The sequence below is a fragment of the Mucilaginibacter pedocola genome, assembly GCF_002013915.1.
GTDB lineage: Bacteria > Bacteroidota > Bacteroidia > Sphingobacteriales > Sphingobacteriaceae > Mucilaginibacter > Mucilaginibacter pedocola.
Genome location: NZ_MBTF01000014.1, coordinates 49,121 through 62,888, shown reverse-complemented (window position 1 = coordinate 62,888; position 13,768 = coordinate 49,121). Strand labels below are relative to the sequence as shown.

General features: G+C 45.7%; 17 protein-coding genes. 8 read left to right on the top strand and 9 right to left on the bottom strand.

The window, feature by feature from the left end:
- Positions 1-9 precede the first annotated feature (9 nt).
- From nadC to BC343_RS15850, 4 genes are all read left to right on the top strand, one after another.
- Positions 10-858, top strand: coding sequence for a carboxylating nicotinate-nucleotide diphosphorylase (nadC, locus tag BC343_RS15865; RefSeq protein WP_078348789.1), 849 nt, complete (start codon positions 10-12; stop codon positions 856-858).
- Positions 859-906: 48 nt separating this feature from the next.
- Complete coding sequence (gene plsY, locus BC343_RS15860; protein ID WP_078348788.1) at positions 907-1,557, top strand: glycerol-3-phosphate 1-O-acyltransferase PlsY; 651 nt, start codon at positions 907-909, stop codon at positions 1,555-1,557.
- Positions 1,558-1,563: 6 nt separating this feature from the next.
- Entirely contained in the window at positions 1,564-2,370 is an 807-nt protein-coding gene (locus tag BC343_RS15855; RefSeq protein WP_078348787.1) for a M48 family metallopeptidase, read from the top strand.
- 273 nt (positions 2,371-2,643) lie between these two features.
- Complete coding sequence (locus tag BC343_RS15850) at positions 2,644-3,381, top strand: YqjF family protein (RefSeq protein WP_078348786.1); 738 nt, start codon at positions 2,644-2,646, stop codon at positions 3,379-3,381.
- Between the two features lies 1 nt (position 3,382).
- On the opposite strand, the gene BC343_RS15845 is transcribed toward BC343_RS15850, so the two are convergent.
- The 3 genes from BC343_RS15845 to BC343_RS15835 are packed head-to-tail and all read right to left on the bottom strand — an operon-like array spanning position 3,383 to position 5,303.
- Entirely contained in the window at positions 3,383-3,763 is a 381-nt protein-coding gene (locus tag BC343_RS15845) for a type II toxin-antitoxin system VapC family toxin (RefSeq protein WP_078348785.1), read from the bottom strand.
- Positions 3,745-3,984: a hypothetical protein gene (locus tag BC343_RS15840; protein ID WP_078348784.1), complete on the bottom strand. Its 240-nt coding sequence runs from the start codon at positions 3,982-3,984 to the stop codon at positions 3,745-3,747. Before BC343_RS15840 ends, BC343_RS15845 begins: the two co-directional genes overlap by 19 nt.
- A 44-nt stretch (positions 3,985-4,028) precedes the next feature.
- Entirely contained in the window at positions 4,029-5,303 is a 1,275-nt protein-coding gene (locus BC343_RS15835; protein WP_078348783.1) for an anthranilate synthase component I family protein, read from the bottom strand.
- Positions 5,304-5,402: 99 nt separating this feature from the next.
- On the opposite strand from BC343_RS15835, the gene BC343_RS15830 reads away from it, so the two are divergent.
- Positions 5,403-5,882, top strand: a complete 480-nt coding sequence (locus tag BC343_RS15830) for a CPBP family intramembrane glutamic endopeptidase (protein ID WP_078348782.1) — start codon at positions 5,403-5,405, stop codon at positions 5,880-5,882.
- Positions 5,883-5,916: 34 nt separating this feature from the next.
- On the opposite strand, the gene BC343_RS15825 is transcribed toward BC343_RS15830, so the two are convergent.
- The 3 genes from BC343_RS15825 to BC343_RS15815 all read right to left on the bottom strand — a co-directional run bounded on the left by BC343_RS15825 (position 5,917) and on the right by BC343_RS15815 (position 8,303).
- A complete protein-coding gene (locus tag BC343_RS15825) occupies positions 5,917-6,363 on the bottom strand; it encodes a hypothetical protein (RefSeq protein ID WP_078348781.1) in 447 nt (148 codons plus the stop codon).
- 132 nt (positions 6,364-6,495) lie between these two features.
- Positions 6,496-7,773 carry an adenylosuccinate synthase gene (locus BC343_RS15820; RefSeq protein ID WP_078348780.1) on the bottom strand — a complete coding sequence of 426 codons (1,278 nt, stop codon included), beginning with the start codon at positions 7,771-7,773 and terminating at the stop codon, positions 6,496-6,498.
- 59 nt (positions 7,774-7,832) lie between these two features.
- Complete coding sequence (locus BC343_RS15815) at positions 7,833-8,303, bottom strand: Fur family transcriptional regulator (protein WP_078348779.1); 471 nt, start codon at positions 8,301-8,303, stop codon at positions 7,833-7,835.
- Positions 8,304-8,422: 119 nt separating this feature from the next.
- On the opposite strand from BC343_RS15815, the gene BC343_RS31040 reads away from it, so the two are divergent.
- Positions 8,423-8,575 carry a hypothetical protein gene (locus BC343_RS31040; RefSeq protein ID WP_156088756.1) on the top strand — a complete coding sequence of 51 codons (153 nt, stop codon included), beginning with the start codon at positions 8,423-8,425 and terminating at the stop codon, positions 8,573-8,575.
- A 47-nt stretch (positions 8,576-8,622) separates the two neighbouring features.
- Here BC343_RS31040 and BC343_RS15810 read toward each other — a convergent pair whose 3' ends face one another.
- The 3 genes from BC343_RS15810 to BC343_RS15800 form a co-directional block, all read right to left on the bottom strand.
- Positions 8,623-9,459 carry an aminotransferase class IV gene (locus BC343_RS15810; protein WP_078348778.1) on the bottom strand — a complete coding sequence of 279 codons (837 nt, stop codon included), beginning with the start codon at positions 9,457-9,459 and terminating at the stop codon, positions 8,623-8,625.
- Positions 9,460-9,638: 179 nt separating this feature from the next.
- Entirely contained in the window at positions 9,639-10,682 is a 1,044-nt protein-coding gene (locus BC343_RS15805) for an RluA family pseudouridine synthase (RefSeq protein WP_078348777.1), read from the bottom strand.
- A 104-nt stretch (positions 10,683-10,786) separates the two neighbouring features.
- Positions 10,787-11,101, bottom strand: a complete 315-nt coding sequence (locus BC343_RS15800; RefSeq protein WP_078348776.1) for a hypothetical protein — start codon at positions 11,099-11,101, stop codon at positions 10,787-10,789.
- 80 nt (positions 11,102-11,181) lie between these two features.
- On the opposite strand from BC343_RS15800, the gene BC343_RS15795 reads away from it, so the two are divergent.
- Positions 11,182-12,069, top strand: a complete 888-nt coding sequence (locus BC343_RS15795) for a 1-aminocyclopropane-1-carboxylate deaminase/D-cysteine desulfhydrase (protein WP_078348775.1) — start codon at positions 11,182-11,184, stop codon at positions 12,067-12,069.
- Between the two features lie 348 nt (positions 12,070-12,417).
- Positions 12,418-13,749 carry an L-lysine 6-transaminase gene (gene lat / locus BC343_RS15790; RefSeq protein WP_078348818.1) on the top strand — a complete coding sequence of 444 codons (1,332 nt, stop codon included), beginning with the start codon at positions 12,418-12,420 and terminating at the stop codon, positions 13,747-13,749.
- Positions 13,750-13,768: the final 19 nt, after the last annotated feature.

Below are 13,768 nucleotides of genomic sequence, written 5' to 3'. Positions count from 1 at the left end.
TTTAAAAGTTTGGACAAACAACTTATACATCAATTTATAGTTAACGCCTTAGCCGAAGATGTTGGCGACGGCGACCATACTTCCCTATCAACCATTGAGGCCGGCACACAGGGCAAAGCCCAATTGTTGGTAAAAGACACCGGTATACTGGCCGGTGTTGAATTGGCCGAAGAGATATTTTACGTGGTTGACCCCAACTTTAAACTGGAAATTTTCCTGAAAGACGGCGCCGAAGTAAAACCTAAAGATGTAGCTTTTACTGTAACAGGTGATGCCCAAAACATACTAAAAGCCGAACGCCTTGTACTTAACTGTATGCAGCGCATGAGCGGCATTGCCACCAAAACCAATGAGATAGTTGACCTGCTGAAAGGTACCAATACCAAAGTTTTAGACACCCGCAAAACTACACCCGGGCTGCGCTACCTCGAAAAATGGGCTGTGCGCATTGGTGGCGGCGTAAACCACCGTATTGGCCTTTACGATATGATACTGATCAAAGACAATCATGTTGATTACTCGGGCGGGATAAGGCAGGCTATTGAGAATGCCAATGCTTACTTAGAGCAAACCGGCAAAAAACTGGCTATAGAAATTGAAGTACGCAACCTTGATGAGTTAGAACAAGTTTTACAAACCGGCAAGGTGAACCGTATTTTGCTGGACAACTTTAGTTTTGATAACCTGCGCCAGGCGGTTAGCATGATAGAGGGCAGGTATATTACCGAAGCATCGGGCGGTATAACCATCGATAACATACGCGATTATGCCGATTGCGGTGTTGATTACGTATCGGTTGGGGCGCTTACCCATTCGGTAAAAAGTTTAGACCTTAGTTTGAAAGCGGTTAAATTATAAATGAATATATTGCGGTATATAACATCAATTTAATATTATTGCAGGCAGATGCTATCAATCTACTCCATTTTAGCGCTTATTCTTGCTTATTGTTTCGGTTCTATCCCCACAGCGGTGTGGATAGGGCAGGCCTTTTATGGCATTGATGTTAGGGAATACGGCAGCGGCAATGCCGGCGCAACCAACACTTTCAGGGTATTAGGCAAAAAAGCAGGCATACCTGTAATGCTGCTGGATATACTAAAGGGCTGGACGGCCACCAACCTGGCCTACATTATAGGTGTATCAACCACAGGCGGCTACCACTCGGTGGCCTTTGTTAATTATTCGCTGGCACTTGGCATTGCGGCCGTAATGGGGCACCTGTTCCCGATATTTGCCGGTTTTAGGGGCGGCAAAGGCGTCGCCACACTTTTTGGAATGATATTGGCTATTAACCTGCAGGCATCTTTACTTTGCGTGCTGGTATTTTTAATAGTATTGTTATTAACGCAATATGTATCGCTGGCCTCTATTACGGCAGGTTTTACCTATCCCATCGGTGTAACTTTTATTTTCCCGGTGTCTACAAGATCGGTCGTAATTTATGGCATGTGTATATTTCTGCTGATATTGGTAACACACCAAAAAAATATTGAGCGATTATTGAGGGGTAAGGAGTCGAAAGTCAACTTATTTAAGAAAAAAACAACCGCCTAAAACACCATGAAAGCATTTAAACCCCTGCTACTTGCCGCTGTAACGGCAATTACTTTTTACGCATGTTCTACCGTGCCGCTCACCGGCCGCTCGCAACTATCACTGGTTGGCGACGACCAGATAAACCCTGCTGCTGCCGCCAGCTACAAACAACTATTATCAGACCCTAAAACAACCGTAATAAACAGCGGTACCGATGCCCAGCGTGTAAAACGCATTGGCGCACAGTTGGCCTCGGCTATCGAGCGTTACCTTAACGCAAACGGTTACGCCAACCAATACAGCTTTCAGTGGGAGTTTAACCTGATACAAAGCCCTGAAGTGAATGCCTGGTGTATGCCTGGCGGTAAAGTAGCCGTATACAGTGGCTTATTGCCTGTGGCACAAACTGATGCCGGCCTTGCTGTAGTAATGGGCCACGAGATCGGCCACGCCATTGCCCGCCACTCGGCTGAGCGCATGTCGCAGCAGTTGGCATTACAAGCCGGCGGTACTGCAGTTAGCGCAGCCGCAGGTAGTAAATCGGCAACTACACAAGCCATCATAGGCCAGCTGTATGGCGTTGGTGGCCAATTGGCATTATTAAAATATTCGAGAGCACAAGAATCTGAAGCCGATAGATTAGGCCTTACCTTTATGGCAATGGCGGGTTACGACCCAAATGCAGCTGTAGCCTTTTGGCAGCGCATGGCGGCCCAAAACAAGGGTGGTGCCCAGCCTGAGTTTTTAAGCACTCACCCCAGCGATGCCACACGCATAGCTAACCTGCAGAGTTTGATACCTGAGGCAATGAAATATTACAAGAAACAATAAACTTGGTGGTGATTTAACCACAGAGGCCGCAAAGTTATACACAGAGAGCCACAGAGATTTTTCTTTGTGGCTTTTTAGTTAACACGAAGTTTTTCTAATTAAATCTAATTTCACAAATCGTATCGGTTATAATTTGTGACAATTTGATTTAATTCGTGCAATTCGTGTTCACTCAATTAGCCTTATCTATAAAAACTCTGTGAACCTCCGCGTACCCCCTCTGTGTTCTCTGTGGTTAAATAACCATCTTTGCAATAAAGACCAACCCATACCATGCCTGCCTCGAAACGCCAATTCCTCACCGCCCGATGGATAAACCTGGTAATGCTGAATTACGAAGTTGACCCTGCCATATTGAAACCATACCTCCCTGCGGGTACAGAACTTGACCTTTGGGATGGCAAGGCACTGGTGAGTATGGTGGGCTTCCTATTTCAGGATACGCGGGTGATGGGTATCAAATGGCCCTTTCATGCCGATTTTGAGGAAGTGAACCTGCGCTTTTATGTAAAGCATTTCGACGGCACAGAGTGGAAACGCGGCGCAGTATTCATCAGCGAAATAGTGCCCAAACCCGCCATTGTAATTATTGCCAATGGTTTGTATAAAGAACATTACCGCGCGCTGCCCATGCGGCATAGCATTACCAAACAAGGCAACAGCCACACGCAGTTTTTATACGAGTGGAAGCTGAAAGGGCGATGGAATAAACTCGGCGCAACGGTACGCAACGCCCTGGTAAAAATAGAACCCGGCAGCCCCGAAGAATTTATTTTTGAGCACTACTGGGGTTACAATCGCCTTACTGACACCAAAACCATGCAGTACCAGGTAGAACACATATCGTGGCAGGTTGCAGAAGTAACCGATTATATATTCGATGCCGATATAGCCGAATTATACGGCGATGCATTTGTGCCATACTTAAGTGCAAAACCCGTATCTGCCTTTTGGGCCAATGGCTCAGATATAGCGGTGAGGATGGGGGATAAGCTAGTGGTGGAAGGGTAACCTATATATTATATGGGTCAATGACCTTCAAACCAGAGATATTCTGAAAATCACGGATATTACGTGTGATAAGTATGTGGTCATGAACTATTGCGGTGGCTGCGATCACAGCATCCGGCAGTTTTATCTTTTTGATCTTACGAAGTGAAATTGTTTGTTCCACTACTTCCTCTGTGAGATGGTGAATGATAGCAGTATCTAAAAAAATAGCCAGATCTTCAGTTGCAGATATATGCCCTAATAATTCTATGCGATTAATTACCGATATATAAAAACCCTGTTCGTCAAGGATATCCTCAAGGTAGCGGGCGATTTGAATGGGCATTACATCGGCCGTGTAGTCTAAAATAACGTTTGTATCTATTAAAAACGTTTTTCCCATTCGTTTCGGTCTTTCTCAATATCGATCATCATTTGCTTTGCTACTTCCTTGTCGAGTATGCCACGGAATTCGGATGGTTTTCTTTTCGATCTTGGTTGCGCTGATTCCTGCATCAATACCCGAACGTCTTCATGTTTTGCCGCTATACTGTTCCATTCCGTTATAGGCACAAGTACGGCAGTAGGGTTACCTGCATCATCTGAAACATATTGTATGGCCATTTTTTTTGCGTTTACGTAAATATACAAATATTAACGTTTAATAGCTACATTTTGTTGCTTACGCCCAATACCTCCAATATCGCCTTTGCCTTTAATAAACACTCTTCATATTCCTTTTCAGCATCGGCATGGTAGGTGATAGCGCCGCCGACATGGAACGATAGGTATTTTTCGGCAGAATTATATAGCAGGGAGCGTATAACCACATTAAAGTCGAAGTCGACGTCGGGGGCGAAGTAGCCTATGGCGCCTGAGTATACGCCGCGTTTGCTGCGTTCGTATCGTTCCATTAGTTGCATGGCGCTTATTTTGGGTGCGCCTGTCATGCTGCCCATCGGGAAGGTGTTTTTTATGGCTTGTACGGCGCTTACATCATCGCGAAGCTCGCATACTACGGTTGATACCATTTGGTGCACCTGCTTAAAGCTATGTATGCCAAATAGCTCTTCGGTTTTCACGCTACCCGGTTTGGCGGAGTGGGTGAGGTCGTTACGCACCAGGTCAACTATCATTACATTCTCCTGCAGTTCCTTTGGTGTGTTGCGGAGTTGGTGTTTAATGGTTTGGTCCACCGTAGTATCATCATCGCGCCGCGCAGTGCCTTTTATGGGTTGCGATATCAGCTTGCTGCCGCGTTTTGCTAAGAAGCGTTCGGGCGAGGCGCAGATAATATAATTACCCTTCCATTTAAAAAAAGACGAGAATGGGGTAGGCGATAGGGCATTGAGTTTATTAAAGATATCTAAAGGTGATATCTCCGCATCTTCAGCGTAAAACTCCTGGCAAAAATTGGTTACATAAATATCGCCGCGGATAATGTGCGCTTTTATTCTTTCTACGGCTTCGATATATTCGGGTTTTGTAAACCTTGAATGTATGTCGACCAAAGCATGGGTTTCGGTTTGGGTCGAGAGTTCGAATCTCTCCGGGGGCACATCCAGGTTTATTTCCTTCCCTATTATCTCTACCGTATTGCCTTTGATGATGACAATCGTTTCTGGCACAAAAAAATAAAGGGCGGGGAAATGCAACCCATCGGCATTTGCAGAAGAAAGGTCTTCGGTTTCGTTCTTTAGGTCGTACCCTAAGAAGCCGGTGATGTAGCCCGGGTTAGCCTCGCGGAATTTTTCCAGTTGCTCAAATGCTTTACCTTCATCGGCAATTAGTTCAGCTTTGGCACCCATTGCTATCAGCGTATCAAATTTGCCGTAAGGGTCGGTGTAGCTGTTGCTATCGAGGTAACAAACCGTATCAAAGTTGTTCGCCCGGGCGAGTGCTTTTTGCTTGAAGAGTGCAGGGTTTTCTATTTCGAACGTCACAGTTGCCGGGAGATGATGCAATATTAAAGGGCAAAGGTTAAACTATGCTTTTTGTTTTCCAAATTAATACACCATTTTTACCATAGGATAGCTTAAACCATGGATAACCAACTTGCCGAATACACCGAACCCGCGCCGCCGCAAAATATAAAGCTGGTAAAGGTTTTCACCCTGTGCCTCATCTTATCTATTGCTAACGGTTACTTTTTCAATTACCTCAGCACTTATGTTTTCCCGGGATTGGAGGGTAACCCCATCGACAAAGAATCGATTCAGGAACAATTGTTTTTGGCCGTATTAATTGCTCCGCTTTTAGAAACACTGGTTTATCAATATGCCTCCAATAAACTGCTGCTTAAATTACGCATCAGCAATTATTATCTGCTACTATTTATCCCGGCTGTTTTGTTCGGGTTGAGCCACTATTATAACCCGCTTTATATTGTGGCCATGTTAGTAGGCGGCACCATCATGAATTACTTGTATTTATACTGCCACACCAACGGACACAAAGCCTTTTGGTGGGTGGCGCTATTACACGCCCTTTATAACCTGTATGGGATAGTGTTTGTACAATAGGATTTAGCTTGTAAACCTATCATTCGATATTCAATTAATTTTCGGCGGGTTTGTTGTTGTCTTCTACCGCAATAACAGGGCTATCAGTGCTTACAGTTTCCACGGCCACGACGGCTGCTGCTGCGGCGGCTTGCTCCTCCATCCAGGCCTGAAGCCCGCGTTTTTGGTTGTGTAAGCGCACAGTTACGTAAACGGCGGCAATAATACCGAGCGAAATATTTACCGAAAGGTACAACACAAAAAGTACCAGTATACCGTATACACAATACCCAAGCTCTTTCCTGTCTTCATCATATAAATCGTAAGTAGAAAGCCTGGTGGCTAACCAACTGGAATATATTAGTAATGCCCAGGAAATAATGCTGAGGTAGGCGCGGAAGTCAGGTTCTACAAGCGCTACCAGGATGGCAAGAATTACACCGAGAACGCAGCAAACTAAGGCGATGTATGAAACGGTTTTGAGTGTTGAGGGCTTAAGCATTGTTTTAAGTTTTAGGATTGCGTCCTAAATATAACAGTAATTATCCGTAAAAGAAAAAGGCCCCGGAGTCCGGAGCCTTTAGACGTTTATCGTTATAATTTCGGTGGGGATAGCAGAATAGGGAGGTATCGCTTAGTGCAACACTAAAGTCTGTTTCCTATCCGGACCAACTGATAACCATTTAATCGGTACGTTCAGTTCGGCTTCCAAATACTCAATATAGCTTTGCAGTTTGGCAGGTATCTGCTCCAATTCGGTAATGCCGGTAAGGTCTTCGTGCCAGCCGTCTATCTCTTTTAGTACGGGCACTGCATCTACCGAACAAATATCGTAAGGCATATAGTCAACCTGTTCGCCTAAGTAGTTGTAGTGTGTGCAGGCATATATTTTTTCGAAACCGCTTAATACATCGGCTTTGGTCATTACCAGTTGCGTAACGCCGTTCAGCATAATGGCATATTTAAGGGCAGGCAGGTCTATCCAGCCGGTGCGGCGCGGGCGGCCTGTGGTAGCGCCAAACTCGTGGCCTATGCGGCGCAGTTCTTCGCCGGTTTCTTCATGCAGTTCGGTAGGGAAGGGGCCGCCGCCTACGCGGGTGCAATAAGCTTTAAATATGCCTATTACGTCGCCAATTTCGCGCGGGGCTATACCTAAACCGGTGCAAGCACCTGCTGCTGTTGTGTTAGATGAAGTTACGAATGGGTACGAGCCAAAATCGATATCCAGCATAGCGCCTTGTGCGCCTTCTGCTAATACTTTTTTACCATCTTTAATGTAGCCGTTAACCAAACGCTCGCTATCAACCAGAGGGAATTGTTTGATTAGTTCCAACGCTTCGAAGAATAAGGTTTCGCGCTCGCTGAAATCAGCCACTTCGCCATACATGGCCTGCAGCATTGATGTATGCTTGTCAACCAGTTTTTGGTAGCGCTCTTTAAAATCGGGCAGGGTAATATCGCCAATGCGTAAACCGTTGCGGCCGGTTTTATCCATATAAGTTGGGCCTATACCTTTAAGGGTAGAGCCAATTTTGCCGTCGCCCATCTTTTTTTCCGATGCAGCATCAAGCAACTGGTGGGTAGGCAATATCAGGTGGGCCTTTTTAGCTATCATCAGGTTGCCTTTTGCCAACAGGTCGTGCCCGGCATCCTTTAGTTTATCCAGCTCTTTTTTTAGGGTGATAGGGTCTATCACTACACCGTTACCAATAAGGTTCATGGTGTTATCGAAGAAAATGCCCGAAGGGATTGTGTTCAACACAAATTTTTTGCCTTCGAACTCCAAAGTATGCCCGGCGTTCGGCCCGCCCTGGAAACGGGCTATCAGGTCGTAACCTGCGCTCAGTACGTCAACAATTTTTCCTTTTCCTTCGTCGCCCCACTGGAGGCCCAATAATACGTCAACAGCCATTAAATGAATATCTTATATGGTAGTAATGTTAAAAAAATAAATTCGTTCAGATGTTTGGGTTACGATACCTTGCGGTCGCAATTTCCATCGCGCAGTTTGGTGCAGTTACCGTATAGGTTTAGCGAGTGGTGCTTGATATCAAATTTCAGGATATCGCCCATCATGCTTTGAATTTGCTGGATGCGCGGGTCGCAAAACTCCACCACTTTACCGCAATCGATGCAGATGATGTGGTCATGCTGTTTATAGCCATACGATTTCTCGAACTGGGCCATGTTTTTACCGAACTGGTGCTTGGTAACCAGGTCGCACGATACTAAAAGTTCAAGGGTGTTGTATACCGTAGCGCGGCTAACACGGTATTTTTTGTTTTTCATGTGGATATATAAACTCTCCACATCAAAATGGTCGGTACGAGAGTATATCTCTTCCAGTATGGCAAAGCGCTCGGGGGTTTTCCGGAGGCTTTTATTTTCGAGGTAAGCCTCGAAAATCTTCTTTACCAACGCAATGGTTTCCTGTACAGGCATAATGTTAAATTAACCCTCCAAAGGTATTAATTATTTTATAATATATTCCAATAGTGCGAAAGGGCAAAGGTATGAATAGCCAACGGTTTAATTGTATTAAAAACGTATTTTTATGCTATATGACTCAAACTCTGAAAAATGGTAACCCGCTGTGGGACTCGCTTACACCTGAGCAGCAATTGGGCGTTCTTGATGCATATGAAGAAAGCGAAGACGACAAAAACCTAATATCGCTTGATGAGATCAAGGAGAAGTACGCCAACTGGTTTTAAAGTAGCTTTCTCAAAAAAACTGGCGACGATTTTGACGACATTCCTGCCTACAACTTATTCAACTCATCCATCAACCCTTTACTAACCCGGTTGAAGTAGCGTTTTACGCCGTAGCCCATTACCCATTGTATGCCGCTGGTGGCATTGGTTAAAAACACCTCGTCGGCCTGGTTTAGTATCTCTGGGTTTATTTGTGCTTCGGTTACGGGGATGTTGTTATCCTGCGCAAGGTTTATTACCACCTGCCGCATTACGCCCTCTACACAACCCTCGCTAAGGGCGGGGGTGTATAAATGATTCTCGTACCAAACAAAAATATTCGCCGCGCCGGCCTCGCACAAAAAGCCATTGGCATTTAGCAGAAAAACTTCGTCGAGCTTATTTTGTTGCCTGTACAGTGCTGCCATTACATACTGCAGCGAATTACAGGTTTTTATAGAAGAAAGGTAGTTAAGCGGCTTGGGCAGTTCGCCAAAAATATCCATGATCAGCCCGCGCTCGTTCAGGAAATAACGTGGTTCTTCCAGCGGGCTTATCTCCATACAAAAGCCCATTTTGTTTTGGCTTGGTGTATAAAGCCCTTCAGCATCGCGGTATACGGTAAGGCGAATGCGCCCGTGGCGTATCTTGTTGCGCCGGGCCAACATCTCTGCCTGCTCGCGCAGAAACCAGGTATCGGTTTGCGAGTAGCCATCTATCTTCAGGGCTTTCATGCCGCGTTGCAGGCGGTCGGCATGCAATTCGGCAAATTGCAGTTTGCCCTTCATCAGGCGCATGCTCTCAAATAAGCCGTCGCCATATTTAAAACCACGGTTGCCAATGGTAAGCAATATGCTATCCTCAGGAAGTATTTCGCCGTTAAAATTGATGTACCTGGGAGACATGGGGCAGATATAATATTTGAGACGTTAGACTTGAGATAAGCTCCCTTTAATTTCTTTAGATATATGCTTTTCAACTGGAGAATGCTCCCCTTAATTAACATGTGCAAACTTAAAAAATTATCAACTCAATGATATAATTTCGTTTACAAACCCACAGAAATGTGTTTTGTTCTAAAGCATCAATTTTCGTCTTTCATATCCACAGCGCTGTAGCGACGCCACTTATCTAAAACGGCTTCAAAATCAGCAGGTAGCGGCGCTTCAAAGTAGATATCCTTCTTAAGCGAAGGATGCAAAAATCCCAGCGACTGTGCATGCAGAGCCTGGCGTGGCATCAGCTCGAAACAATTCTCTACAAACTGGCGGTATTTGCTGAACACGGTCCCCTTTAAAATTTTGTCGCCCCCATACGTGGCATCGCTGAATAAGGGGTGCCCTATATGCCTCATGTGGGCGCGTATTTGGTGGGTGCGGCCGGTTTCCAGTTTGCACTCTATCAGGGTTACATAGCCCATGCGTTCCAATACCTTATAATGCGTAACGGCCCATTTGCCTTTCTCGGGGTCGTCGTATATCGACATTACTCGGCGGTCGGCAACGCTGCGGCCAATGTAGCCGGTAACGGTGCCATCTTCGGTAATATCGCCCCAGGCAAGGGCAATGTAGCGACGGTTAATGGTATGGTCGTAAAACTGTTTGGCCAGGTAGTTCATGCTGCGCTCGTTCTTGCTGATGAGCAGCAGCCCAGAGGTGTCTTTGTCTATACGATGCACCAGTCCCGGGCGGCCATCGTTACCCGGCAGGGTAGGCAGTTGCTGAAAATGGTAAACCAATGCATTCACCAGCGTGCCGGTGTAATTGTTGTAGCCGGGATGTACCACCATGCCGGCGTCTTTATTCACGATGAGCACATCGTTGTCTTCGTATACGATATTGATGGGAATATTCTCGGGGTAAACCTCGGTATCGCGTGGAGGGTGTGGTAGTACTACGGATATAACATCAAAAGGCTTTACCTTGTAACTGGCTTTAACAGGCTTATCATTCAGCAGAACGTTACCCGCATCAATGGCATTTTGTATGCGGTTGCGCGATGCATTCTCGATGCGGTGCATCAAAAACTTATCTATCCGCAACAGCGATTGCCCTTTATCAACTACCACGCGCAAGTGTTCAAAAAGATCCTGCTCTTCGCTTTCAATTAATAGGGTATCCTCTGCCATGGCGCAAAAATAAGAAAAATTCGTGCTGCCCATAGCGATGGGTTTCAAACCCATCGCTATGGGCAGCACTGTGCAGTATATAACCTATTGAGGCGTTTTATCCATTAATGCACATTGTCGATAAGCCATTTGATAGCTTTTTCATCCATGATCAGCCGAACGGAAAGAGTGGCATTCTCCAAGGCTATAACCAATGCATTAATTTCGGTTACATTAGAACGTAATAGGATGCGCGTCCCTTTTGTCGGATCTTTTGTGACTTCCGCGATCTTGAAAGAATTAACAATTGTCTCAAATTGCAGAGCTTTAGGAGAATTATCAGGCCGGAATATGCCATCCCTATACCACATATCAATTGTGATTACTTCGAACGTGCCGATCGAAAGGCCTCGCCACCATATTTCGAATATGTCTCCCATACCGCAATATATAGAAATTACCCGGGCGTAAGCTATTTTCAATCTGAAGGATGGTGACGGATTTTCTCTAAATTCGCCTCATGCACATCGCCCTCGATATTTTCAGCCCTATCCATCAAATAACCGACCCGTTATTCGAGGCAAAGGGCATTGAGGTATACATCAAGCGCGATGATATGATACATCCTTTGATATCGGGCAACAAATGGCGCAAGCTGAAATATTTGTTGCAAAAGGCGCAGGATGAGGGCAAAACGCACCTGATAACTTTTGGCGGGGCGTACTCTAACCACTTACTGGCAACCGCTGCGGCCGCTGCAAAGTTTGGCTTTAGGTCGACAGGCATTGTGCGGGGCGAAGAAGTAGAAAACGATACCCTGTTTATGTGCCGCCTGCATGGCATGCAATTGCTATTTACCGATAGGGACAGCTACCGCGACAAGCCTGCATTATTTGAGAAGCACTTTGGCAATAATGCCGATGCCTTTTTTATTGACGAAGGTGGCGCATCTGCCGAAGGTGCGCAAGGCTGCAGCGAACTGGTTGATGAACTAACCGATACCTACACCCACATATTTTGTGCTTGTGGTACGGGCACTACTGCCGCAGGTATCATCAACGGGATAAGCAAGCATCAGCTAAGTACTCGTTTTAATGCTATCCCTGTTTTTAAGAATGGCGGTTTTATGAGGGATGAGATAGATAGCTACTTAAGCAAGCCCGTTGACTACGACCTGCACCTCGACTACCACTTCGGCGGTTACGCCAAAACCACGCCCGATCTTATCCAATTCATCAAAACCTTTGTTGCTAAAACGGGGGTATTGATTGAGCCTGTGTATACGGCGAAAATGCTCTATGCTTTGTATGACCTGGCGGCGAAAGATCACTTTAAAGCCGGGGATAAAATACTGGCTATCCATACCGGGGGAATATGGGGACTGATGGGGATGAAAGAAAAATTTTAAGCCCTTCTTCATGGCGATTAATAGCGTGGCGGCTCCGAGCCAAGCGTTACAGCTTTGCATGTTGGATCTGCATCTGAGATTGCCACGCCGCTCTTGCGCTCGCCCCTTCCCGCTGCGGCTCGCAATGACATGGTGGTAAGTTTTCTATTCAAAAAATGCCGTTTCCAAGCATTTGCACATCTGAAATTTGCACACCTGCACATCTTTTTCATCCATACTAAAAACGGCTTTGGTTCAAAAACTATGTTTAAATAATTTAAAGTTACTTTTTTGCCAATCGGTTCAAAAACCTTTAAATTATTGTTGTTTAGCCCTTTTTGTTAGATTTGGTAAAACTAAATTATGCTTATGAACCACTTACAGATCACTCCGCAGAACGTACAGGAAACCCTGAGCAAGCATATATTGGCCGATGGGTTCGACCTTACTTTTGATATGGAAAAAAGCCAGGGTGTACACATTTACGATTCTAAACACCGCCGCACCCTGCTCGATTTCTTCACCTGCTTTGCATCTGTACCCTTAGGCTACAACCACCCCAAAATGCTGGCCGACGAAACCTTTAAAAAGAACCTCATGCTGGCCGCCTTAACCAACCCCAGCAACTCGGATATTTATACCGAGCAATACGCTCAATTTACAGATACCTTTTCGCGTATGGGCATACCCGATTATTTGCCGCATGCTTTTTTTATAGCCGGCGGTACGCTTGCCATTGAGAATGCGCTAAAGGTTGCCATGGACTGGAAAGTTCAAAAGAACTTCGCCAAGGGCCACACGCAGGAAAAAGGCCACAAGGTGCTGCATTTTCAAAATGCTTTCCACGGGCGCTCGGGGTATACTTTAAGCCTTACCAATACCCAGCCCGTAAAAACTAAGTGGTTTGCCAAGTTCGATTGGCCACGCGTATCGCTACCCGAAATACAGCATCCGCTTAACGAGAATAATATTGTTGACCTTGCCCTGCGCGAAGCGAAAACCGTTGCCGAGATACGCACTGCCTTTGCCAATAACCCGGATGATATCTGCGCTATTATTATAGAACCCATCCTGTCGGAAGGGGGAGATAAGCACGTACGCCGCGAGTTTTTAGAGCAATTGCGCCAACTGGCCGATGAGTACGAGGCTATGCTGATATACGATGAAGTGCAAACCGGCGTGGGGCTAAGCGGTAAGTTTTGGCTGCACCAGCACTTTGGCGAAAAAGCCCGCCCGGATATTATTGCCTTCGGTAAAAAAATGCAGGTGTGCGGTATACTGGTTGGCAACCGGGTTGACGAGGTAGAAGGTAACGTTTTCAAAGTATCCTCGCGCATAAACTCCACCTGGGGCGGCAGCTTGGTTGATATGGTGCGCTCGGCAAAAATTATGGAAATTATTGAGGAAGATAAACTTTGCGATAAAGCAGCCGAAACAGGGGATTACTTGCAGAACGGCTTGCTGGATATTGCCGCCAAAACAGGCCTCATCAGCAACGTGCGTGGCAAAGGTTTGATAACCGCATTCGACTTGCCTGATGCCGAAACCCGCAATGAATTAATAGCTAAAGGATTGGAAGACAATATTATGTACCTGGGCTGCGGCGAACGCAGCATTCGTTTCCGCCCGGCGCTTATTATGGAGAAAGAGCACATTGACGAGGGCTTATTTAACATTCAAAAAATACTGCCCACGCTATAATATCAATGTAATAATATTG

Excerpts from the sequence above, each read along its gene's own strand:
- BC343_RS15795 (WP_078348775.1), top strand. The coding sequence starts at position 11,182 with ATGCACATCGCCCTCGATATTTTCAGCCCTATCCATCAAATAACCGAC.
- BC343_RS15850 (WP_078348786.1), top strand. The coding sequence starts at position 2,644 with ATGCCTGCCTCGAAACGCCAATTCCTCACCGCCCGATGGATAAACCTG.
- BC343_RS31040 (WP_156088756.1), top strand. The coding sequence starts at position 8,423 with ATGACTCAAACTCTGAAAAATGGTAACCCGCTGTGGGACTCGCTTACA.
- BC343_RS15805 (WP_078348777.1), bottom strand. The coding sequence starts at position 10,682 with ATGGCAGAGGATACCCTATTAATTGAAAGCGAAGAGCAGGATCTTTTT.
- BC343_RS15820 (WP_078348780.1), bottom strand. The coding sequence starts at position 7,773 with ATGGCTGTTGACGTATTATTGGGCCTCCAGTGGGGCGACGAAGGAAAA.
- BC343_RS15825 (WP_078348781.1), bottom strand. The coding sequence starts at position 6,363 with ATGCTTAAGCCCTCAACACTCAAAACCGTTTCATACATCGCCTTAGTT.
- plsY (WP_078348788.1), top strand. The coding sequence starts at position 907 with ATGCTATCAATCTACTCCATTTTAGCGCTTATTCTTGCTTATTGTTTC.
- BC343_RS15845 (WP_078348785.1), bottom strand. The coding sequence starts at position 3,763 with ATGGGAAAAACGTTTTTAATAGATACAAACGTTATTTTAGACTACACG.
- BC343_RS15815 (WP_078348779.1), bottom strand. The coding sequence starts at position 8,303 with ATGCCTGTACAGGAAACCATTGCGTTGGTAAAGAAGATTTTCGAGGCT.
- BC343_RS15830 (WP_078348782.1), top strand. The coding sequence starts at position 5,403 with ATGGATAACCAACTTGCCGAATACACCGAACCCGCGCCGCCGCAAAAT.
- BC343_RS15810 (WP_078348778.1), bottom strand. The coding sequence starts at position 9,459 with ATGTCTCCCAGGTACATCAATTTTAACGGCGAAATACTTCCTGAGGAT.
- BC343_RS15840 (WP_078348784.1), bottom strand. The coding sequence starts at position 3,984 with ATGGCCATACAATATGTTTCAGATGATGCAGGTAACCCTACTGCCGTA.
- BC343_RS15855 (WP_078348787.1), top strand. The coding sequence starts at position 1,564 with ATGAAAGCATTTAAACCCCTGCTACTTGCCGCTGTAACGGCAATTACT.
- BC343_RS15800 (WP_078348776.1), bottom strand. The coding sequence starts at position 11,101 with ATGGGAGACATATTCGAAATATGGTGGCGAGGCCTTTCGATCGGCACG.
- lat (WP_078348818.1), top strand. The coding sequence starts at position 12,418 with ATGAACCACTTACAGATCACTCCGCAGAACGTACAGGAAACCCTGAGC.